This window comes from Rhodanobacter sp. UC4451_H18 (assembly GCF_052978225.1).
Genome location: NZ_CM129663.1, coordinates 3,108,443 through 3,130,545, shown reverse-complemented (window position 1 = coordinate 3,130,545; position 22,103 = coordinate 3,108,443). Strand labels below are relative to the sequence as shown.

Sequence of the window (22,103 nt, the reverse complement as noted above, 5' to 3'; positions counted from 1 at the left end):
CGGCGTCACCTTGCGGGAACGGGCGTTCGTCATGGTCATGCTTCACCCGTGCGGCAGGAACGGATGCGGCTGGCACCAGAATGCGCGCCAGCCGCGACGGCCGATGGCCAGCAGGATCGCCAGCAGCGCGATCCACAGCGCGAGGAAGATCGGCGAGAGGGCGAGCCGCTGCGCCAGCAGGTTGTCGCCGAACCGGAACAGCGCCGCGCCGGTGGTGGTCAACATCAGCACGATGGCGGCAATGATGAGTAGGCTTTGCCAGCCACGATGCCACGCCGTGCCACCCAACGCGGCCACGGACAGCGCAAAGGTGGCCAGCATGCCACCGCCCTGGGCGAGCAGCAGCAAGGCGGCATTGCCGCCGGGGAGATGCGCCCACAGCGCCACGCCCAGCATGCCCGCGAGCAGCGCCGCCTGCGCCAGCAGCGTTGGCACCACGCTGGCCTTGAGCAGGGCACGCTTGGCGTGCGCGGCATCGCCGAGACCCGGCAGCAGTGCCAGTACCGCCAACTCGGCGTTGTCGCGGCTCCAGCGGGCGCGCAGGGCGTCGGCGCTCACCGGCCCCAGCACGGCACCGAACAGGCTGAGGGCAAAGGCGATGACCGGTGTGCTGGCGAACATGGAGAGCACGACGGTATACGCGATGGCGTGGGGCTGATCGTTCGACACGTGGCGCAGCGTCGCCAGCAGCGCGAAGGCGAACAGCACATTGAGCAACACCAGGCCGGCCTGGCGCAGACGACTGGCCACCGTCTGCGGCACGCCCCATCCTCCCAGCGCCACGCGCAGGCCACGCACCAGATAATCAGGCCCGACGCGGCGCAGATCGACGCCCGGCTGCATCCGGGAGCTGCGCCGACGCAGCAGTTCGGTTTCCAGCTTCGCGCCGTTGCGGCCCTGCGCGGAAAGCGCGCGCCAACGCAACGCCAGTGGTTTGAGCCAGCGCGAAGCTTCGTCGTCGCAGCGCGCGGCCCGACGCCAGCACAGCGCGATCGTGGTCCACAGCACCGCGGCCACCGGTGCGACCCAATGCAGAAAGCCCACGGGATCGCTGACCGGCATGGGCAGCCATGCACCCAGGTGGTCGTCGAGCAGGGGCGCCAGGCAGGCCCAGACGCCAAGCCAGGGCGGCAAGGTGGCATAGCCCATGCCGACGCTCGCACCCAGCGCAAGTTCGGCCAGCGCCACCACCCCGCTGCCACCCAGCATCGCCACCACGGCGGCGGGCAAGGCGATGGTGAGCGCGGCATACAACACGGTGCTGATGGCCGCTGCGCGTTCCAGCGCCGGCAGGCGCAGCCGGCGTGCCTCGTTCGCCAGCACCAGCGCGCGCGGCACCACGGCGGCCCAGAACAGGCAATCGATGACGGCCAGGCCATGCGCCAGACCGGGCCCGGCCCCGGCCGAGCGCCGAAGCAGGACGTAGCCAGCAATGGCCAGGCAGAGGATGACCAGCAAGGTCCTCGCGATGATGCGCCGCATGCGCTGCGACCATGCCATCCACGGCAGCATCAGCAATTGCAGGAACGACGTCACTCCGCGATCTCCACGAACAGATCCTCCAACCCCAGCGCATCGACGCGCGCGCCGGGCAGGTTCGCCGCTTCCGGCCAACGGTCCCGGGCATCGCGCGCCACCACCAGGCTGAAGCTGCCGTCGTCGTGGCGGCGCCGGCTGAGCGAGGGGATCGGTGCGGCGACGTTTGCCGCGGCCGGCAGCCACAGGCGGGCGTAGCGTTCCTTGGCCTCGTCCACGCCACAACGCAGCAGCAACCTGCCCTCGTGCAGGAACGCGATCTCGGAGGCCACGCGCTCCAGGTCGGACACGATGTGGGTGGAGAACAGCACCGTAGTGCCGTTCTCGCCGGCGCGCATCGCCACCTCGCGCAACAGTTCGCGGCGGGCCACCGGATCGAGCGCCGCGGCCGGCTCGTCCAGCACCAGCAACTCGGGCTGCGAGGCCAGCGCGCGGATCAGGTCGACGCGCTGGCGCTCGCCGGGCGACAGCTTGGCCAGCAGCTTGTTCGGCTGGATCTTCCAGCGCTCCAGTGTGGTGCGCACGAAGGCGGCGTCCCAGCACGGATAGAAGCGCCCCAGGTAGTCCAACATCTGCTGCGCGGTGAGCCAGGCCAGCGCCTCGGGTTGCTGCGGTACGTAGGCAAGCCGTGCCTTGGCGTGGTCGGACAGCTTCAACGCCGGCTCGCCGAACACGAATGCGACGCCGGAGAGCGGTTCGAGCAAACCGAGCATGGCGCGGATCAGGGTGGACTTGCCCGCGCCGTTGCGCCCGATCAGGCCCAGCACCGAGCCTGGTTCCAGCGCCAGGTCGACGCCGCACAACACGTTGCTGCCCTCGTAGCAGTGGGTCAGCCCGCGCGCCTCCAGCGGTGCGACATCGACGGGATCCGCTTCGTGAAGCATGGCGTTCATTCTCGACTCCTCATCAAGCGGCCGAGCCGGTTCAACACCGCCTCGGTCGGCAATTCAAGTTCACTCGCGTGCCGGGCCAGCGCCACCAGCTGCGGTTCCAGCAGCGCGAGGCGCTGGCTCTCCGACTGTCCCGCGCGACGCGTCGCCGCGACCACCATGCCCTTGCCGCGCAGCCGCTCCAGCAGGCCCTCGCTCTCGGCCAGGCCGTAGGCCCGCGACACTGTCATCGGATTGATCGCATGGAACCCCGCCACCTCGCGCACCGAAGGCAGCAGCTCGCCGGCCACCAGTTGCCCGCCGGCGATCAGACGGCGCAACTGCTCGACGATCTGCCGGTAGATCGGCTCGGGCGCGGCGGGTTGCACAGTCAGCAGCGAGGCATCCATGCGTATCATTACACCAATACACATGATCACCTGTCAACCGCGACATGACTCAAGACGTACAAACACTTCAGCAGGGTCGATGCAGAACCCCGCCTTCAGCAGAGAAGGGCGGTTTCAAGGTCCACGTGCAACATGATCAGTGAATCGTTCCTGCTTCTGCCTCAGCCAGTCTGAGGTGGTCGTTGTAAACCTCCAGCGGGGTGCGGAATTGATGGCGCTTTCGCGGCCGCGTGTTGAGGCTCAGGGCGATCTGGTCCAGCTCGGCCTGGCTGTAGACGGACAGGTCCGTGCCCTTGGGCAGGTACTGCCGCAACAGACCGTTGGTGTTTTCGTTGCTGCCGCGCTGCCACGGGCTGTGCGGGTCGGCGAAGTACACCTGCACGCCGGTGCGCAAGGTCAGTGCCGCGTGATAACTCATCTCCTTGCCCTGGTCGTACGTCAGCGTCTTGCGCAGCGCTTCGGGGATGCCCTTCAAGGCCTTGCCGAAGCTCTCCAGCGCGTCGGCCGCGCTGGCGCTGCTCATCTTGGCCAGCACCACGAAGCCGCTGGTGCGCTCGACCAGCGTGCCCACCGAGGAACGGTTGCCTGCGCCCTTGATGAGATCGCCCTCCCAGTGACCCGGGATCAGGCGATCGGCAACCTCTGGCGGGCGGACGTGGATGCTCTGCATGTCCGGGATCTGGCCGCGCCGGTCGGTGCCGCGCGTGCGTGGCTTGCGTGTGCTGCGGCCTTGCCGCAAGCATCCGATCAGTTCCTTGCGCAGTTCGCCGCGAGGCACCAGGTACACCGCGGTGTAGATCGTTTCGTGGGACACCCGGTAGCTCGCTGTATCAGGAAACCCTCGCGCCAGTATCCCGGCGATCTGCTCCGGCGACCAGCGCGCCCGCAGCAGCGCTTGTACCGTCTCCCACAGGGCGGGGTCACCCAGTTTCCGTGGTACCCGTGGCTTGGCCCGGCACTGCTCGCGGTGATGTTGTGCCGCCTGCGCCTGGTAGCTATCCGGGGAAGCGCTCGCTCGACGGCACTCGCGACTGATCGTGCTTGGTGCGCGCCCCAGCGATCTTCCCATGGCTCGCAAGCTGTCGCCCGACGCCAGGCGCTGCTGGATCTCCACTCGCTCGTTCAGGGTCAATTCGTTGTACGTTCTCATCGCAACAGCCTATGTCAGATGCGGCATGGTGTTGCACGTGGAGTTTGAGTCGGCCAAGCAAAGAACCAAACGACACCAAATATTCAGGTCACCGCGAAGATCACCAAAGCTACCACCAGGTTGTTTATAAGATGGCAACAGGTCGTGGCATAAAAAGCCGTTAACGTAGATTCCTTGGCCCATCTCAAGAATGTATACGAAAGAAATGATCCACCGATTACGCCAGCGACAATGGTGACTGTTAGACCGGAACTTATATGTAGTCCGACAAAAGCCGCAAGCATAGCCAAGAATAGAAAAAATTTATTGTGGACACGAAACAATCGAAGTAACTTAAATGGCACCAGCTGGGCTATCACGGTTTCCAATGGAGGAGCAAGAACAATCGCAATCGCGAGCACTGGAGATATTGATGAACTAATATCTTCTCGGGATGGCAGCCTAAGAACTTGCACAAGCACGACAGCTGCAATTAATTCGGCGACCAACATGCACATCGAGACGACGCATATATACATTGCTAAATCTCGACGAGTTGACCAAATTTTACATCTTACTAAGATGCGCATGCGCTACATGAAGCCCCATATACAAGTTAAAAAATGCAGAATCGCCAGCCTATTTCCGGGCTGGCGATTCGTTTCCCCTAGGATCAAGTTGCTACACTGCGGCCCCGCTGGTATACGCTGCAGAAATCGCAGCTGATCCCTCCGGACTGGCAGCGGCCATCTCTATTTCATGGGCTACGTAACCGACACCGTACCCAATCGCGTGACCTACCGCCAGAAAGAAACCAGCGCCATCTACAGCTTGAGCTTCAATTTGAGACAGCAACCTCATACCTTTCTCCTTTTGTATTGGATTGACTTTTCTGAAATTTCACTCGCTATCTCAGCGATTTTGTATCTTTTTCCCGTTATTTCCATGACCTCACTTGCTTTCTTTACCAGCTGCGTTCCACCCGTCTTCCAATCCGGTAACTAGTCCTTTGGAAAAATCCCACAGCTGCTCTCCTACGGCAAGCACAACCTTCACCGTTTCGACTACAACTCCTCCACCTGACACGGATGAAATTTCAGAAGCATCCAGAGCATTCATTTTATTTCTCCATTCTTATCGGAAATTCAACGCCGTCCCGATTTCGGCGAGGCCACGCCAGATCGCTCCAGCGTGGAATTCTTTTGTATCGCCCCGTCCCCCAACACCACAATGCGTCGCGCGCTGGCGACGGTTTCGGTGCGATGGGCGATCACGACACGCGTCATCTTGAGTCGGCTTACGACGACGTTGATCTGCCGCTCGCGTTCCACATCGAGGTGGCTGGTCGCCTCATCCAACACCAGCAGTTTCGGTCGCCGATACAGCGCCCTCGCCAATATCACTCGCTGCTTCTGCCCGCCCGACAAACTAGATCCCATATCCCCTACCAAGCTCTGATACGCCATCGGCATGGCCGCGATGTCGTCATGTATCGCCGCTAGCCGCGCAGCGGCCTCGATTCGCACGGCCGTGGCGTCCGGATCGAAGAAGCTGATGTTGTCCGAGATGGAGCCGGCGAACAGCTGGTCGTCCTGCATGACGGCGCCGATCCACTGGCGGTAGGTGTCCAGGCCCAGCTTGCGGATGTCGATGCCGCCGAAGCGAACTTCGCCTTCGGTAGGTTGCAGCAGGCCCAACACAATCTTGGCCAGGGTGCTTTTGCCGCAACCACTGGGGCCGACGATGGCCACCGATTCACCCGCGTCGATACGCAGGTTGCAGTCCTTGAGAATCCATGGCTCGCCTTCTGCGTAGCGGAAGCTGACATGGCGTAGTTCGATGCTGGCCTCTGGCATCGGGCCGCTCCACGCGGCATCGGCTGCCTTCTCCGGTGCCGTCAGCGCGATATCCGCCACGCGCTCGGCATGCAGCTTGAGCATGCTGAAGTCCACCCACTTGTCGATCAGTCCGGCCGCGCGGCTGGTGAACTGGTCGGCGTAGGCGATGAAGGCGATCAGCATGCCGGCGGAGAACTTGCCGTCGAGTGCCAGCACGGCGGCGATCCAGATCATTGCCACGCGTCCGATGCCGAACATCAGCTGGTTGCCGAGCGTGAAGGCGATGCCCAGGCGCTGGATGCCGATACTGCGGTTGGCGGTTTCCACCGTGGCGTTGGCGTAGCGACCCAGCCGCTCGTCCTGCTTGTTGGCCAGCTTGATCGGCATGGCGCCGCGGATGGATTCCAGCAGTTCGCTCTGCTGGCGAGCGCCGTAGACGATCTGCTCCTCGTTGGCCCGTCGCAGCGGATTGAAGAAGGCCCAGCGAAGCAGACCGTAGGCGGCGAACAGGCCGATGACCAGCGCGGTGAGCCCGAGGCTGTAGAACGCCATCACCACCAGGGTCACCAGCGACATCACGCCGTCCAGCAGGGAGCCGATGAACTGCGTGGTGAGCGTGCGTTGAATGGTCTGGATCGAACCGAAGCGCGACACCACATCACCCACGTGGCGTTTCTCAAACCAGTCCAGCGGCAAGTGCATCAAGTGCTTGAACAGGTTGCTGGCCCACTGCACGTTGAGCGTGGCACCCAACCAGGTGACCGCCCACGAACGCGCCGCCGTGATGATCGCCGAGAAGATCGCCACGCCGATGAAGCCCAGGCCGAGCAGGGTCAGCAGGTCGCGATCGGCGGAGACCAGCACCTGGTCGAGCACCCATTGCATGTAGAACGGGCCGACCAGCGCGAAGACCTCCAGCGCCAGCGCCAGCAGCAGGATCTGCCCCAGCGCGGGCAGCAGGCCGCGGACGGTGCCGGTCAACGCACGCAGGGACACCGCCTGGCGCTCGACGACCGGCGCAAAGTCGGCGGCCGGGCTCAGCTCCAACGCCACACCGGTGAAATGCTCGGATACCTCGCGCAGGCTCAGCTTGCGGATGCCACGTGCCGGGTCGTGGATCACCACGCTGCGCTTGCCCACGCGCTTGAGCACCACGAAGTGATTGAGGTCCCAGTGCAGCACGCACGGGGTCTTGAGTTGCGCCAGCTCTTCCAGCTCCAGTTTCAGCGGGCGGCAGGTGAGGCCGAGCTGGCCAGCCATCGCCATCACCCGCGCCAGGGTGGCGCCCTTGAGCGAAGTGGAGAAGCGCCGGCGCAGGCCGGCCAGGTCTACGTCGTGGCCGTGGAAGCGCGCGACCATCGCCAGGCAAGCCACGCCGCATTCGGCGGCCTCGGTCTGCAGCATCATCGGCAGCTCCCGGCGCCAGCCGAACTGCAGGGCGACACGATAGCCGCGCGAACGCTCCTTTGAGCGTGCCTGCTGGCCGCCATCAGCCACGCGCGGACCCTCCCGCCAGATGATGCGCCATGCCGTACAGCGGCTCGAACACCCACTCGATCAGGCGGCGGCGATCGATCAGGATGTCGGCCTCCAGCGCCATGCCGGGCCTGACTGGTTCGGGCTTGCCGTAGGCCAGCACGTGCTGGCTGTCCAGCGCCACCTGCACGCGATACATCGGCTGCGCGGTCTGCGGCCGCTCGCCGATGAGTGTCGCCACGTCGGCGGGGCTCAGCGCGCTGCGCGAGATGTCGGTGACGTGGCCGTACTGCTGGCCGAACTTCTGGTAGGCGAACGCCTGATAGCGCATCACCACGCGGCTGCCCGGCTCGATGAAGCCGATGGCGCGGCTGGGCACCAGCAACTGTGCCTGCATCAGCGAACCGGCCGGCAGGATCGACAACAGCGGCTGGCCGGCACTGACCATCTGCCCGGGCTTCAGCAGCACGGTGGAGACCACGCCAGCGCGCGGCGCATGCAAGACGATCGCGCGCTGCTGCTCGTTCTGCGCTATGGACTGGGTGAGCGCAGCCAACTGGCGCTCGGTGTCGTTGCGTTTGGTCGCCTCATCCAGCGGCAGCTGCGCCAGTTGCTGGTCGGCGCTGTCCAGTTGCTGGCGCGCCTCGAGTTGCTGGCGTCGCAACTGCTTGTACTGCGCCTGCGCATTGAGCACAGCAGTGGTCTGCTGCTGGATCTGCACCGCCGAGACGTAGCCCTTGACGCCGAGTGGCTTGATCCGCGCCAGCAACTGCTGGTTGCTGCTGACCTGCTGTTGCTGCAGCGCCAATTGCCCATCGATCTGCTTGAGCTGCGCTTGCAGAAGCACGACCTTGGCGCGCAGGGCATCCGCCTGCTGCGTGGCGAGTTGATTCTGGTTGGCGAGGTCGCTGCGCAGACGCGCGCGCTGGATGTCGAGTTGTTGCGCCACCAGGGTGTGGGTATCGCCGAGTGCCGTGCTGTCCTGCTTGCTGGACAGCTCAAGTAGCGCGTCGCCGGCCTCAACGTGTTGGCCGCCGCGAACAAGCAGGCGCGTCACCGTGCTCACGCCGGGTGCTGCGACCGTGAGCACGCCCCTGTTGGGCACCAGTTGGCCAGTGACGGTTTCGCGGCGGGTGTAATGACCGAGCAAGAGAAACAGCATGATCGCCGCGGCCAGGATCAGCGCCAGCGTGGTGAGCGCCCAACGAGACAGCGGCGTGGCGACGATGATCGAGCCCAGCCACTCACCGCGCTTCGCCTCGATGACTTCCTGTCGGAACAATCCCTGCGACAAACCCGATTCCCCGCTGGCTCGATGTGGCTCCCTGAAGCGTTCAGCGGGGCGCTTGTCGCACACCGCCTATTTCAGGATTCTCAGCTCGCCAGCATGTGTCCATAGGAAATTTTCTCAGTCGCGACGCATCGTAAAACCATGCGTGTGCAGGAAAAAAAGCCTGCTTTGCGCGCCATCCGTTGTGCCGACTGGAATGCGATGGATCGGCTGGGCGCCCAGGTGCAGCCGAACGCTCAGCGAATCAGCAGGAACTTTCGTTCAGCGTGCACGGGTTGCAAGGCGAATTTGCCAACATCGCCGCGGGAAATCTCCCTCGGCGAAGCCATTCCCGCGAGATGCTTTCAATCTACGGATTGACAACAGGGACATCTGCGGGACTGACGGCGCACCATCTCCCGACAATCGTGTCAGCGCATTTCGCCGCCCCGCCGGCGAAGCGGTGAGCACATGATCACCCAAGTCTCCTACTGCGGCCCGCCGCGGATCCACCGCCACGGCCATCGGCCCTGACCTGGCGCTGACCGGCGCCGGGCGACTCGATTGAGCCGGAGGCCCCGCATTGGTTAAGCTCCGCAGGCTCCACCGCCTGTTGCGCAGGCTCCGCCGGGGATTTTTTTGAGCGCCACCGCAGCCAACTCCAACAGCCGGTATCCGCTGTTCACCGCCATCGTGTTGGCCCTGCTGGCGGCGGCGCTGAACATCGCGCTGTGGTGGGGGGGCAACTACCCGCACGGGCCGGACGACTGGCACGGCAAGATCAGCGGCTTCGCGGTGTCGTTCTTCCAGCGCTACCAGAGCCCGTTCAAGCAGAGCTACCCCAGCGACGAGGAGCTCGGCGCCGACCTCAAGCTGCTGCACCGCTACACCGACCACATCCGCACCTACACCATGCAACAGAACCCGCAGGTGTACCGGCTGGCGCAGCAGCAGGGGCTGAAGGTGATGGCCGGCGCGGAGATCGACAAGCGGCTGGAGAACAACGAGCGCGAGATCGAGCTGCTGATCGCCAAGGCGCGCGCCTACCCGGACACGATCACCCGCGTGATCGTGGGCAACGAGGTGCTGTTCCGCAACGACCTCACGCCGGAACAGATGATGGCCTACCTGGACCGCGTGCGCGCGGCGGTGCGCCAGCCCGTGTCGATCGCCGAGCCGGACTACATCTGGCTGAAGTACCCCGAGCTGGCGCAGCACGTGGACTACATCACCATCCACCTGTTTCCGTTCTGGAACGGCGTGGTGCGCCACAACGCAGTGGACGCGGCCTATGGCGCGTACGAGTCGATCGTGCAGCGATTCCCCGGCAAGCCGGTGGTGGTGGGCGAGATCGGCTGGCCGTCGAACGGCGACCGCCACGAATACGCCGACCCGTCGACCTCCAACGAGGCGATCTTCGTCCGCGACTGGATGAACCGGGCCAAGGCCGCGCACATCGAGTACTACCTGCTCGAAGCGTTCGACCAGCCGTGGAAGGAGAACCTCGGCGAAGGCCGCACCGGCGCGTACTGGGGCATCTTCAACGCCGACCGCCAACTGAAGTTCCCGCTGACCGGACCGGTGGTGGAAGACACCGCCTGGCCGTGGAAGGCGCTGGCGGCGAGCCTGCTGGCATTGCTGCCGATGATCCTGTTTGCACGCCGCTTCAGCCGCTTCAAGCTGGTCGGGCGGTTCTTCTTCTGCGCGCTGATCCAGCTCGCCTGCGGGCTGATCGTGTGGGCCGCCACGCTGCCGTTCAATTTCTACCTGAGCTGGGTCGACTGGACCATGCTCACGCTGCTGTTCCCGGCGCAGATCGCGATCCTGGCGATTCTGCTGATCAACGGCTTCGAGTTCACCGAGGTGCTGTGGCGGCCGAAGTGGATGCGCCACGCCGGCATGCTGAAGCCGGATCATCCGGACCAGCAGCCGTTCGTGTCGATCCACCTGGCCTGCTACAACGAGCCGCCGGAGATGGTGATCGTCACGCTCGACTCGCTGGCCGCGCTGGACTACCAGAACTACGAAGTGCTGGTGATCGACAACAACACCAAGGACCCGGCGGTGTGGGAGCCGGTGCAGGCGTACTGCGAAAAGCTCGGCAAGCGCTTCCGCTTCTTCCACCTGGCGCCGTGGCCAGGCTACAAGGCCGGCGCACTGAACTTCGGCCTGAAGGAAACCGCGCCCGAGGCCGACGTGGTGGCGGTGATCGACGCCGACTACGAGGTGCGCGCCGACTGGCTGTCCACGCTCACCGGCTACTTCCACGACCCCAAGGTCGCCGTGGTGCAGTGCCCGCAGGCGCACCGCGAGTTCGAGCAGAATACGTTCCGCCGCATGACCGCGTGGGAGTACGACGGTTTCTTCCGCATCGGAATGCACCACCGCAACGAGCGCAACGCGATCATCCAGCACGGCACCATGACGATGGTTCGGCGCAGCGCGCTGGAAGGCACCGGCGGCTGGTCGGAGTGGACCATCTGCGAGGATGCGGAATTGGGCCTGCGCCTGATGCATGCCGGTTACGACCTGGTCTACGTCGACGAACTGATGGGCAAGGGCCTGACCCCGGCCGACTTCAAGGCGTACAAGAGCCAGCGCTACCGCTGGGCCTTCGGCGCGATGCAGATCCTCAAGGGCCGCTGGCACTGGATGACGCAGAAGGGCCCGCTCTCGGCCGGCCAGCGCTTCCATTTCCTCACCGGCTGGTTCAGCTGGTTCGCCGACGCGCTGCATCTGATCTTCACCCTGATGGCGCTGTTCTGGACCGCCGGCATGGTCGCCTTTCCGCAGTACTTCAGCCTGCCGATGCAGCTGTTCCTGATCCCGGTGATCGGCTTCTTCTTCGCCAAGGCGATCTTCGGCATCGTGCTGTATCGCGCCCGCGTGCCCTGCAGCTGGCGCGACACGCTGATGGCCTCGCTGGCCAGCATGGGCCTCTCCCACGCGATCGCCCGCGGCATCCTGCACGGACTGACCCGCGAGAAGACCTCGTTCGTGGTCACCGCCAAGAGCCGCCGCCTGGGCGGCAGCAACTTCGCCGCGTTCGCGCCGGTGCGCGAGGAGTTGCTGATGGCGCTGGCGCTGATGCTGTGCATCGCCGGCATGGCCGAGGCGTTCGGCACGCGTTATATCGAGGGCACGTTGTGGATGATCATCCTCGCCGCGCAGTCGATCCCCTACGTGTCGGCGGTGACCGGTGCGTGGATCGCGCATCGATCGGGCGACAAGGCCGGTTGAAATCCAGCGTGACCCGCAGGCCCGGGCACCGAAGCCACCTGCCGGCATTCATGCGAGCCCTACGCCCATTTGGGTAAGCTGCGGCGACCTGTCATCCCGTCCAAGGACGCCCTTCGCGCATGCGCCGATGCCGCCGACGCCTGAGCCTGCTGTTGTTGCCGTTGCTTGCGCTGGCTTCGCTGGCGCACGCGGGCGTCGCGCTGCACGTGGACGGCGTGGAAGATCCGCTGAAGGCGGCGGTGATCGACCGCCTGGAGCTGTCGCAGTACGCCAAACGCGAGGTCACCGCCGCGCAGGCCGCGCGCCTGTACCAGCGCGTGCCGGAGCAGGTGCGCGCGGCGCTGCAGCCCTACGGCTACTACGACGCCAGCGTCACCGGCGAGCTCAGGCGGGTCGGTGCGGACTGGCGGGTGGACGTGCATGTGACGCCCGGCGAGCCGGTCAAGGTGGCCAAGGTCGAACTGCAGCTCGATGATGCCGCGGGCAGGATCGCGCCGATCCGCCGCGCGCGCCGCGCGATCGAGCGGCTCGCCGGCAAGACGCTGAACCACGAAGCCTACGAGGAGGCGCGCGACGCCATGAGCGCGCAGCTGACCGCCAACGGCTACCTCGACGCCCGCCTGCTCACCCACCGGGTGGAAGTGAACCGCGGCGAGCGGCGCGCGGTGGTCAAGCTGGGGTGGGAAGTCGGCCCGCGCTATCGCTACGGCCAGGTGCACTTCGAGGGCTCGCAATTCAACGAGGGCTTCCTCGACCGCTACGTGCCGTTCCAGTCCGGCGACTATTTTTCACAGGACCAGTTGCTGACCCTGCAGCAGGCCTTGAACGGCGCGGACTATTTTGCCGTGGTCAACGTGCTGCCCGACGTCGACGAGGCGAAGCACGGCGTCGTCGACGTCACCGTGCAGTTGGCCCCGGCCAAGCGCACGATCTACACCGGCGGCCCGTTCATCGGCACCGATACCGGCTTCGGCGTGCGCGGCGGCATCGAGCGGCGCTGGGTCAACCGGCGCGGGCACAAGTGGAAGAACGAGCTGGTGGTGGCGCAGCGGCTGAAAACGCTCTCGACCATGTACACCATCCCGCTGCCCGGCCCGGACCAGCGCAGCTACAACGTCGGCGCGAATTTCCGCGACGCCGACACCGACACCTCGCAATCGCGGACGCTGGAGCTGGTTGGCAACGAAACGCGCCAGTGGCACGGCTGGACGCGCACGCTGGGCTTGCATGCGCTGGCCGGCACCTTCACCGTGGGCAAGCGCGGACGCGAACCGGACAACACGCCGGGCATCGAGCACGGCCGCAGCACCGAGGTGTTCGCCGAAGCCTCGCTGACCCGCAAGCAGGCCGACAACCCCGCCTTCGTGCACCGCGGCTGGTCGCTGACCCTGGCCGCGCGCAGCACCGCCGGCAGCCTGCTCTCCGACGCGAGCTTCAATCAGGTCAGCGCCGACGCCAAGTGGATCCGCGCGTTCGGAGCGAAGCAGCGCAACCGGCTGATCCTGCGCGGCAGCGCCGGCATCACCCGCACCGACGACTTCGCCGCGCTGCCGCCGCAACTGCGTTTCTTCGCCGGCGGCGACCGCTCCGTGCGCGGCTACGGCTACCAGTCGATCGGCCCGCGCAACAGCTACGACCGCGTCATCGGCGGACGCAACCTGCTGGTGGCCAGCACCGAGGTGGAGCACTACTTCACCCGCAACTGGGGCATGGCCGCCTTCGTCGACGCCGGCAACGCCTACACCGGCACCGATTTCCGCCCGAAGATCGGCGCCGGCCTGGGCCTGCGCTGGCGCTCGCCGGTGGGCATGGTCCGGCTCGACCTCGGCACGCCGATCCACGATTCGGACCATCACGGCATCGAGTTGCACGTGGTGATCGGGCCGGATCTGTGAGCAGCCGGGATTCGGGAAAGGCTGAACTATTGACTATTGAACATGACGCTCACCACAAACACCTCACCCACCACCGCTCTCCCTGAGCGCAGGTCTGAAAGGCCGAAGTCGAAGGGCGCCCCGCGGAAGACTGTCCTTCGACTTCCTCGCTCCCCAAAGCAGCGGCCATCCATGGCCGCTCCCCGCGTGCGCTTCGCTACGCTCAGGGCGAACGGCAGTGAACATTCCATCCGCGTAAACGGCAAGCGGAGCAGGCTGACGGCATGAAGTGGATCAAGCGCATTGCCGTCGCCGCTGTCGCGCTGCTGCTGGTGGCGACGCTGGCGTCGTGGTGGCTGCTCGGCACCGCTCCGGGCCTGCGGTTCGCCCTGGCGCGTGCGCAATCCCTGAGTGGCGGCACGTTGCAGGTGCAGCAGGCGCAGGGGCGGCTGGCCGGGCCGCTGCAACTTTCCGGCGTGCGCTACGACGACGGCCACGGCACCGTGGTGGATCTGGCCACGGTGCGGCTGAACTTGCGCTTCTGGTCGCTGCTGGGCAAGCGCGTGCACCTGACCGCGCTCGACGTGGAGCGCGTCACGGTGGCGTTGCCCGCCGCCAGCACCGATGAAAGCGCAAGCTCCGGCAGCCTGTCGCTGCATCTGCCGGTGGAGCTGATCCTGGATCGCGTGCACGTCGGCCCGATCAAGGTGACGCAGGCGGGCAAGGACGTGTTTGCCGCCGATCGGCTCGACCTGGCCGGGCGCTGGACCGACCGCGGCATCGCGCTGCGCCAGCTCGCGCTGCGCGCACCGGACGGCCATGCCGATCTCGCCGGCGAGCTGGTCTTCGGCAAGAGTTATCAAGGCAACGGCACGCTGGGCTTTGCGTGGAAAGCCGGCGACACCGATGTCGCCGGCACGCTCTCGATCCACAGCGACGGCAGGCGGGCCACGCTGGATGGCGCGCTCACCGCACCGGCGCCGATGAAGCTGCACGCCGAACTCGCCCAGGCCGGCGAATTCGGCTGGAGCGGCACGCTCGAGGCGCCGCGTTTCGACCCCGCGCCGCTGCTCGGCGAAGGCTCGCTGCAATCGCTGGCGTTCTCGCTCGCGGGGCACGGCGACCGCCACGGCGGCACGCTCGAAGGCCAGCTCGACCTGAACCAGTACCGCGTGCTGCTGCAGCCGCTGCGCGCGCGGTTCGACCCCGACTACCACACGCTCACGCTCGAACGACTCCGGCTCGGCTCGCCGCGCTTCAAGGGCAACGTGGAAGCGAGCGGCACCGTGCAGCTGGACGCCAAGCCGCTCGCCGCCAACCTGCAGATCGGCTGGACCGACCTGCACCTGCCGGCCGAGCTGGCTGGTCGGGAGTTGGCCAGCCACGGCCAGCTCAAGGCCACGGGCAGCGTCGACGCGTACCGCGTGCAAGGCAATCTCGCGCTGGGTCCGCCCGGCAAGCTGGCGCAGCTGGCGTTGGAACTGGACGGCACGCCGCAGCGCTTGCAGGTGCGCACGCTCGACCTGAAACAAGCCAAGGGCCGGCTCCAGGCGCACGGCGAGCTGACCTTGCAACCGGGGCTGGCGTGGCAGGCCGAGGTCCGCGCCGAGGCCTTCGATCCTGGCCAGTTGCTGGCGCACTGGGACGGCGCGCTCGATGCCGACATCGCCAGCCAGGGCCGGCGCACGGCCGACGGACTCGACGCCACGCTGGACATCCGCAAGCTCGCCGGCAACCTGCGCAAGCGCGCGGTCAGCGGCCACGGCAAGCTGCACCTGTCGCCGCAGCGGGTGCTGGACGGTCGGCTGGAACTGGCCTCCGGTCCCAGCTCGCTGCAACTGACCGCGCGGCCCGGCGCCAGCAACGACGCCGAACTGCAACTGGCGATCGCCTCGCTCGGCGACTGGCTGCCCGATGCCAGCGGCCGTCTGGACGGCCATTTGCGAATCCAGGGCAAGCTGCCGAAGCTCGGCATCAACGGCCAGCTGCACGGAGAGGCGTTGGCCTGGCAGCAGCAGCGCGCACGGCGCCTGCGCCTGATCGTGGGGCTGCCGGACATCAGCCGCGTGGCCGGCAAGCTGGACCTGCAACTGGATGACGTCACCGTGCAGGGGCTGACATTCCAGGATATCCACGCGCTGGCCGAAGGCAGCGATTCCAACCATCGGCTCGAAGTGCAGGCGCGCGGCAGCCAGCTGTCCGGCACGCTCGACCTGCACGGCGCGCTGGCCGGTTCGCGCTGGAGCGGCACGCTGTCGACGCTGAATCTGGAACCCCAGGGCCTGCCGCCGTGGCGTCTGCAGCATGCCACCCAGCTCGGCTACGACGATGGCGCGATGCAGCTTGCCGACCTGTGCATCACCGCGGGCGACCCACTGCTGTGCGCCAGCGCGCGCCGCGACAAGGCCGGCAACCTCGACGCCAGCTATCGGCTGCAGGCCCTGCCGCTGGCGCTGCTGCTGAACGCCACCGGCGAAGCCGACCTGCCGCTGCGCGCCGACGGCGACATCGAGGGCAGCGGCAAGATCCACCGCAGCGCGGCCGGTGCGCTGAGCGGCCAGGCGTCGATCGGCTCGGCACACGGTGCGATCAGCTATACCGACGACGCACGCGCGCCGCTGCTGCGCTACGACCGCCTGCAGCTCGACGCCAATCTCGCACCGCAGCGCCAGCAGATCGACCTGCATGCCGCGCTGAACGATGGCGGCCGCATCGACGGTCAGATCGGCATCGCCGGCGCGCAACAGGCGCTGAGCGGCCAGCTGGAATTGCACCTGGGCAACCTCGCCTTCGTCGAGTTGCTCAGCCACGAACTGGCCAACGTGAAGGGCCGCGCCGACGGCCGCTTCCAGTTTGCCGGCAGCCTGGCGCAACCGCTGTTGACGGGCCAGGCCGAGCTGGGCGATTTCACCGCGGAGATTCCCGCCGCCGGGCTGACCCTCGCGCAGGGACAACTCCACGTGACCACGCTCGACGGACAGCAGTTGCAGATCCGCGGCAGCGTGCAGTCGGGCAAGGGCAGTGTCGCGGTGGACGGCAGCGCCAGCCTCGACGGCGCCCTGCCCACGCGACTCACCATCAAGGGCAGCCAGTTCACCGCGGTGGACATCCCGGCGGCCAGCGTGGTGCTCTCGCCCGACCTGCTCGTGCAGCAAGGCGCCAACGGCATCGACATCACCGGCGCGGTGAGCCTCGACCGTGCACGGGTGAACGTGGACAAGCTGCCCGGCGCCGGCGCCAGCGCCGCCTCGCCCGACGTGGTGGTGGTGGACGCCCGGCAGGCGCAGGGCGCCGCCAGCGGCACGCCGTTGAACGCGATGGTCAAGGTCAACCTGGGCGAGCAGACCCACGTCACCGGCATGGGCCTGGACGGCCGCCTCAGCGGCGTGCTGACGGTGATCGAAAAGCCTGGCCGCGCCACCATCGGCCAGGGCCAGATCGCGGTGAACGGCACCTACCGCGCGTACGGACAGGACCTGCAGATCCAGCGCGGCCAGCTGCTGTTCGCCAGCACGCCGATCGACAACCCCGGCCTGAACATCCGTGCGGTGCGCAAGCTCAACCCCAACGCCACCATCGACGAGGGCCAGGAAGTGGGCCTGTACGTCTCCGGCACCGCGCAGCGGCCGATCCTCACCGTGTTCTCCAACCCGGTGATGGAGCAGTCCGACGCGCTGTCGTACCTGATCACCGGCAAGCCGCTGTCCGAGGTCAAGGGTGGCGAAGGCAGCATGGTCAGCGCCGCGGCGCAGGCGCTGGGTTCGGCCGCGGGCGACCTGCTCGCCAAGCGGATCGGCTCGCAGCTGGGGCTGGACGACATCGGCGTATCCAGCAACGAGGCGCTCGGCGGCAGTTCGGCGTTCACCGTCGGCAAGTATCTTTCGCCGCGGCTTTATCTCAGCTACGGCGTGGGCCTGTTCGAGCCGGGCGAGGTGATCACCCTGCGCTATCGGCTGAGCAAGCGCTGGAACCTGGAGGCGCAGCAGGCCACCGAGTTCAGCCGCGCCAGCCTCAACTACCGGCTCGAAAGATAGGGCCGCCGCGGCCGCCGACGGATTGCCGCGGCGGCAGACGGCCCTGGCCCGGCCCGCTAGAATGGCGGGTGCTGCGGCAATCACGTCCGCACCGTTTCGGAAAACCATGCGCCTCTACCTGCAATCCGTGCCCGGCAGTACCGACACGCCGCGCTATGTCCAGATCACGCTGGAGCAGGATCTGCTCGGCGGCTGGACGCTGTACCGCGAGTCGGGCACCCAGGGCGGGCGCGCCACCATGAAGCGCGAGCAGTTCCTGGAACGCGACGCGGCCATTGCCGCGTTCGAGAAGACCCGCGACGCGCAGCTCAAGCGCGGCTTCCGCCTGATGTTCGCCCAGGGCCAGGAAGGCCCGTACGGGCGCTGAAATCCCTCACCGTTGATTGCCATGCCCGATGCCCTGAACAACGACCGCTTCCTGCGCGCGCTGCGCCGCGAGCCCACCGACACCACGCCGATCTGGGTGATGCGCCAGGCCGGCCGCTACCTGCCCGAGTACCGCGCCACCCGCGAGCGCGCCGGCAGCTTCATGGGCCTGGCGCAGAACCCGGAATACGCCTGCGAAGTGACCCTGCAACCGCTGCGGCGTTTCGACCTCGACGCGGCGATCCTGTTTTCCGACATCCTCACCATTCCCGACGCGATGGGCCTCGGCCTCTCGTTTGCGCACGGCGAAGGCCCGCAGTTCGCGCGCCCCGTCCGCACCGCGGCGGACATCACCCGGCTCGCCGTGCCGGACATGGATGGCGAACTGCGCTACGTGATGGACGCGGTGCGGCTGATCCGCCGCGAACTGCACGGCCGCGTGCCGTTGATCGGTTTTTCCGGCAGCCCGTGGACGCTGGCCTGCTACATGGTCGAGGGCCACGGCTCGCGCGATTTCGCCACGCTCAAGACGCTGTGCTGGAACGAGCCGAAACTCGCCCACCAGCTGCTCGACACGCTGGCCCAGGCGGTGACCGCCTACCTGCTCGCCCAGGCCGCGGCCGGCGCGCAGGCGCTGATGATCTTCGACACCTGGGGCGGCCTGCTCGGCCCGGCGCCGTTCCGCGAGTTCTCGCTGCGCTACATGACGCGGATCGTGGCCGCGCTGAAAGAGCACGCCGCTTCGCGCGAACTGCCGGTGATCCTGTTCTCCAAGGGCGCCCATGGCCAGTTGGCGGCGCTGGCCGACAGCGGCTGCGCGGCGCTTGGCGTGGACTGGACGGTCGACCTGGCCGACGCGCGTGCCGCCGTGGCGGGCCGCGTGGCGCTGCAAGGCAACCTCGATCCGGCGATCCTGCGCGCCAGCCCGGCGGTGATCCGCCGCGAGGCCCGCGCGGTGATGGACAGCTACGGCAACCACCCCGGCCACGTGTTCAACCTCGGCCACGGCATCACCCCGGAGGTCGATCCCGAGCACGTCAAGGTGCTGGTGGACGAGGTGCACGCCTACGGGCGCACGCTGCGCGCCTGATCGAGGACCGGCCCGCGCGCGGCGCTCAAGATCGGCGACGCGACGCCGATACCCCAGTGGCATGGACCCCGGTGCGAGCAGCCAGGCCGCGGCCTGCGGCAGGCCGAATGCCTCGCGGCCCGGCATGAGATGCGCGGCAGTCGCACATCCGCCCGCATCCCGCGTACCGTGTGCGTCATCGACCCAACGAGCAGCTGCATGAAGGCCATCGAACAACTGCGAATCAACGGCGGCCTGCCCAGCCCGAAGGGTGTGGCGCTGGCGATCATGCAGATCAGTCGCCGCGACGACGCGACGCTGGAGGAAATCAGCCGCCTGGTGCAGAGCGACCCGGTCACCAGCGGGCGCCTGCTGCACATGGCCAACGCCGCCAGCATCGGCGGCCGCCCGCTGGCCAGCATCCCCGAGGCGATCATTCGCCTCGGCCTGGCCGCCGTGCGCCAGCTGGCGATGGGTTTCTCGCTGGTCGACCAGTACCGCAGCGGCGCCTGCAAGAGCTTCGACTACCCGCGCTTCTGGTCGCACTCGCTGCTGATGGCGGTGGCCATGCAGGAACTGGGCAAGCGGGTGCGGCTCGCGTCGCCGGATGAACTGTTCGCCTGTGGCCTGCTCGCCCGCATCGGGCAGCTGGCGCTGGCCACGCTGTACCCCGAGGAATACGCGCAGCTGCTGCAACGCGGCGGAGAGACCACGGTGGAGGCCGAGCGGCAACTGCTGCACGTCGACCACAACGAACTCACCGCGGTGATCCTCGAAGACTGCGGCATCCCGCGGGCACTGGCCGAGCCGGTGTTCTTCCACGAAAACGTCGAGTCGGCCAGCTTCGCCGAGGGCTCGCGTCCGTACCAGCTCACCCGGCTGTTCCACCTGGCCAGGCGGCTGGCCGACCTGAGCCTGGCGCCGGACGAGCAGCGTACCCAGCACATCGGCGAGCTCATGCTGCTGGGCGGCAAGATCGGCCTGGACGCCGGCGAACTCGGCATCCTGCTCGACCAAGTGCATGCGCAATGGCACGACTGGAGCGCGGTGCTGCAAGTTCCCGACGACAACGTGTCGGCCTTCACCGACCTGGTCGCCACCCCGGCCGCCGCCGCTGACAACGCGCCCGCCGTGGAGGTCTCGCGCGTGCTGTGGGTGGCCAGCGCGGCACCGGTGCGCGCGATGCTGGCGGATATCCTCGGCGGCATGCCCGATCAGGTGGTGCACTCGGCCGGAAGCGGCGAGGAAGGCCTCGCGCTGGCCGTGCAGCTGATGCCGCAGGTGGTGATCGCCGACTCGCGCATGCCCGGGCTGGACGGCTGGGCGCTGTGCCGCGCGCTGCGCGCCACGCCGTGGGGCCAGTCGATCTACCTGATCGTGCTGGCCAGCGTGACGTCCGAAACCGAGATCCGCCTGGCCACCGAGGCGCAGATCAACGATTGCGTGAGCCCGGCCCAGGCCGCCCGCATGTTGCCGTTGCGGATGGGCGCGGCGCGCCAGTACGTGAAGCTGCTCAACCAGTGGGAGCACGACCGCGCGCAGCTCAAGCGGTTCTCCGCCGAACTGGCGATGAGCAACCGCAAGCTGCAGCACTACGCCCTGATCGACCAGCTCACCGGCCTGCAGAACCGGCGCGCGGGGATGGAGTCGCTGGCCCAGGCGTGGAGCATGGCCGAACGCTCCGGCGATCCGGTGACGATGATGATGATCGACATCGACCGCTTCAAGGAGGTCAACGACACCCACGGCCACGCGGTAGGCGACCAGGTGCTGCTCGAAGTGGCCCGCACCATCCGCCGCTCCGCGCGCAAGGAGGACGCCGTGTGCCGCATGGGCGGCGAGGAGTTCCTGGTGATCTGCCGCAATGCCGACTTGTCCTCCTCATTGCACGCGGCCGAGCGCCTGCGCAAGGCGGTGGCCGGCCTGCGGGTGGCCGTCGAGGACCAGCAACTGGGCGTAACGATCAGTATCGGCCTGGCCGCGCGCGAGGACGGCATGGCCGACCCCGGCGCCCTGGTCAACGCCGCCGACAAGGCGCTTTACGCGGCCAAGAAGAAGGGTCGCAACCGCACCTGCCGCTACGAGGACGGCAAGCTTTACCTGGAAGGCTGAGCGCGACGCCTCAGGGCGTGCCGGCGAACGCGTGATCCAGCCAGTCGTGCATCAGCCGGTAGCTGCGCGCCGCGGCCGCGGCGTCGTAGCGGCAGCCGGGCGAGTTCTCGCCGACCTCGGTGAAGCAGTGCACCGCGTGGCCGAGCACCACGAACTGCCAATCGGCGGGGCTCATGCGCATCTCGTCCATGAACTTGCCTGCGTCCGGCATGGTGCCCTTGTCGTCGGCGCCGTTCATCGCCAGCACGCGCGCCTTGATGTGTTTGGCCAGCATCGGATCGTCGGTGGCCAGCCCGCCGTGGAACGACACCACCGCCGCCACGTCAGAGCCGCTGCGCGCCAAGTCGAGCACCGCCGAGCCGCCGAAACAGAAACCGATCGCCGCCAGCTTCGCGGGATCGAGCGGCGCGCTGGCGACCTGTGCCTTCAATTGCTCCAGCGCCACGCCGATCCGCTTGCGCATCAGCGCGCGATCGCCGTACAGCGGCTTCACCGCGGCCTGCGCCTGCGCATTCGTGGTCGGGCGCACGTCCGCACCGTACATGTCGGTGAGCAGGATCACGTAATCCTTGCCGGCGATCATCTCGGCCTTCTTCACGGCCGCGTCGTTCACGCCGTACCAGTTCGGCACCATCACCAGGCCGGGGCGTTTGACCAGCGTGGCGTCGTCGTAGACCAGCACGCTGTGGAAACGGGTGCCGTCCTGCGTCCATTCGACCGGGCGATGCACCATCTTCGCCTGGACGGCGAGGCTTGATCCGGCGAGCAACAGCAGACAGCAGAGTCGGGCGATGCGCATGGTCGATCCTCCGGTGGCGTTACGCTGCCCTCCCCTGCGCGTTCCCGAGGAACCTCCTTCGGTCGCAGGCGAGGGCAAAGA

The 22,103-nt window shown here is 67.1% G+C and carries 14 protein-coding genes; 6 read left to right on the top strand and 8 right to left on the bottom strand.

Going from position 1 to position 22,103, the window contains the following annotated elements; all coding sequences use genetic code 11:
- Positions 1-42 precede the first annotated feature (42 nt).
- From ACVCMG_RS13970 to ACVCMG_RS13940, 7 genes are all read right to left on the bottom strand, one after another.
- Positions 43-1,536, bottom strand: coding sequence for a hypothetical protein (locus tag ACVCMG_RS13970; protein WP_447106652.1), 1,494 nt, complete (start codon positions 1,534-1,536; stop codon positions 43-45).
- Positions 1,533-2,429 (bottom strand): ABC transporter ATP-binding protein, encoded by an 897-nt coding sequence (locus ACVCMG_RS13965; RefSeq protein WP_447106653.1) that lies wholly within the window; start codon positions 2,427-2,429, stop codon positions 1,533-1,535. The genes ACVCMG_RS13970 and ACVCMG_RS13965 overlap by 4 nt, the downstream gene beginning before the upstream one ends.
- On the bottom strand, positions 2,426-2,815 hold the full coding sequence (locus tag ACVCMG_RS13960) for a GntR family transcriptional regulator (protein ID WP_447106654.1): 390 nt from the start codon (positions 2,813-2,815) through the stop codon (positions 2,426-2,428). The genes ACVCMG_RS13965 and ACVCMG_RS13960 overlap by 4 nt, the downstream gene beginning before the upstream one ends.
- A gap of 136 nt (positions 2,816-2,951) precedes the next feature.
- Entirely contained in the window at positions 2,952-3,965 is a 1,014-nt protein-coding gene (locus tag ACVCMG_RS13955; protein WP_447105661.1) for an IS30 family transposase, read from the bottom strand.
- Positions 3,966-4,895: 930 nt separating this feature from the next.
- On the bottom strand, positions 4,896-5,063 hold the full coding sequence (locus ACVCMG_RS13950) for a hypothetical protein (RefSeq protein WP_447106655.1): 168 nt from the start codon (positions 5,061-5,063) through the stop codon (positions 4,896-4,898).
- A gap of 26 nt (positions 5,064-5,089) precedes the next feature.
- On the bottom strand, positions 5,090-7,279 hold the full coding sequence (locus tag ACVCMG_RS13945; RefSeq protein WP_447106656.1) for a peptidase domain-containing ABC transporter: 2,190 nt from the start codon (positions 7,277-7,279) through the stop codon (positions 5,090-5,092).
- Positions 7,272-8,552: an HlyD family secretion protein gene (locus ACVCMG_RS13940; protein ID WP_447106657.1), complete on the bottom strand. Its 1,281-nt coding sequence runs from the start codon at positions 8,550-8,552 to the stop codon at positions 7,272-7,274. Before ACVCMG_RS13940 ends, ACVCMG_RS13945 begins: the two co-directional genes overlap by 8 nt.
- Before the next feature lie 615 nt (positions 8,553-9,167).
- Here ACVCMG_RS13940 and ACVCMG_RS13935 point away from each other — a divergent pair.
- The 6 genes from ACVCMG_RS13935 to ACVCMG_RS13910 all read left to right on the top strand — a co-directional run bounded on the left by ACVCMG_RS13935 (position 9,168) and on the right by ACVCMG_RS13910 (position 21,223).
- On the top strand, positions 9,168-11,768 hold the full coding sequence (locus ACVCMG_RS13935; RefSeq protein ID WP_447114394.1) for a glycosyltransferase family 2 protein: 2,601 nt from the start codon (positions 9,168-9,170) through the stop codon (positions 11,766-11,768).
- A gap of 119 nt (positions 11,769-11,887) precedes the next feature.
- The gene (locus ACVCMG_RS13930) at positions 11,888-13,663 is read left to right on the top strand and encodes an autotransporter assembly complex protein TamA (protein ID WP_447114393.1); all 1,776 of its coding nucleotides are present in this window, start codon (positions 11,888-11,890) and stop codon (positions 13,661-13,663) included.
- A gap of 263 nt (positions 13,664-13,926) precedes the next feature.
- Positions 13,927-17,676 carry a translocation/assembly module TamB domain-containing protein gene (locus tag ACVCMG_RS13925; RefSeq protein ID WP_447114392.1) on the top strand — a complete coding sequence of 1,250 codons (3,750 nt, stop codon included), beginning with the start codon at positions 13,927-13,929 and terminating at the stop codon, positions 17,674-17,676.
- Between the two features lie 106 nt (positions 17,677-17,782).
- Positions 17,783-18,043: a WGR domain-containing protein gene (locus tag ACVCMG_RS13920; RefSeq protein ID WP_395120076.1), complete on the top strand. Its 261-nt coding sequence runs from the start codon at positions 17,783-17,785 to the stop codon at positions 18,041-18,043.
- A gap of 21 nt (positions 18,044-18,064) precedes the next feature.
- Positions 18,065-19,132 (top strand): uroporphyrinogen decarboxylase, encoded by a 1,068-nt coding sequence (hemE, locus tag ACVCMG_RS13915; protein WP_447114391.1) that lies wholly within the window; start codon positions 18,065-18,067, stop codon positions 19,130-19,132.
- A 198-nt stretch (positions 19,133-19,330) separates the two neighbouring features.
- Positions 19,331-21,223, top strand: a complete 1,893-nt coding sequence (locus ACVCMG_RS13910; RefSeq protein ID WP_447114390.1) for a GGDEF domain-containing response regulator — start codon at positions 19,331-19,333, stop codon at positions 21,221-21,223.
- Between the two features lie 10 nt (positions 21,224-21,233).
- Here the strand turns inward: ACVCMG_RS13910 and ACVCMG_RS13905 are convergent, their stop codons facing one another.
- Complete coding sequence (locus tag ACVCMG_RS13905) at positions 21,234-22,022, bottom strand: dienelactone hydrolase family protein (RefSeq protein WP_447114389.1); 789 nt, start codon at positions 22,020-22,022, stop codon at positions 21,234-21,236.
- Positions 22,023-22,103: the final 81 nt, after the last annotated feature.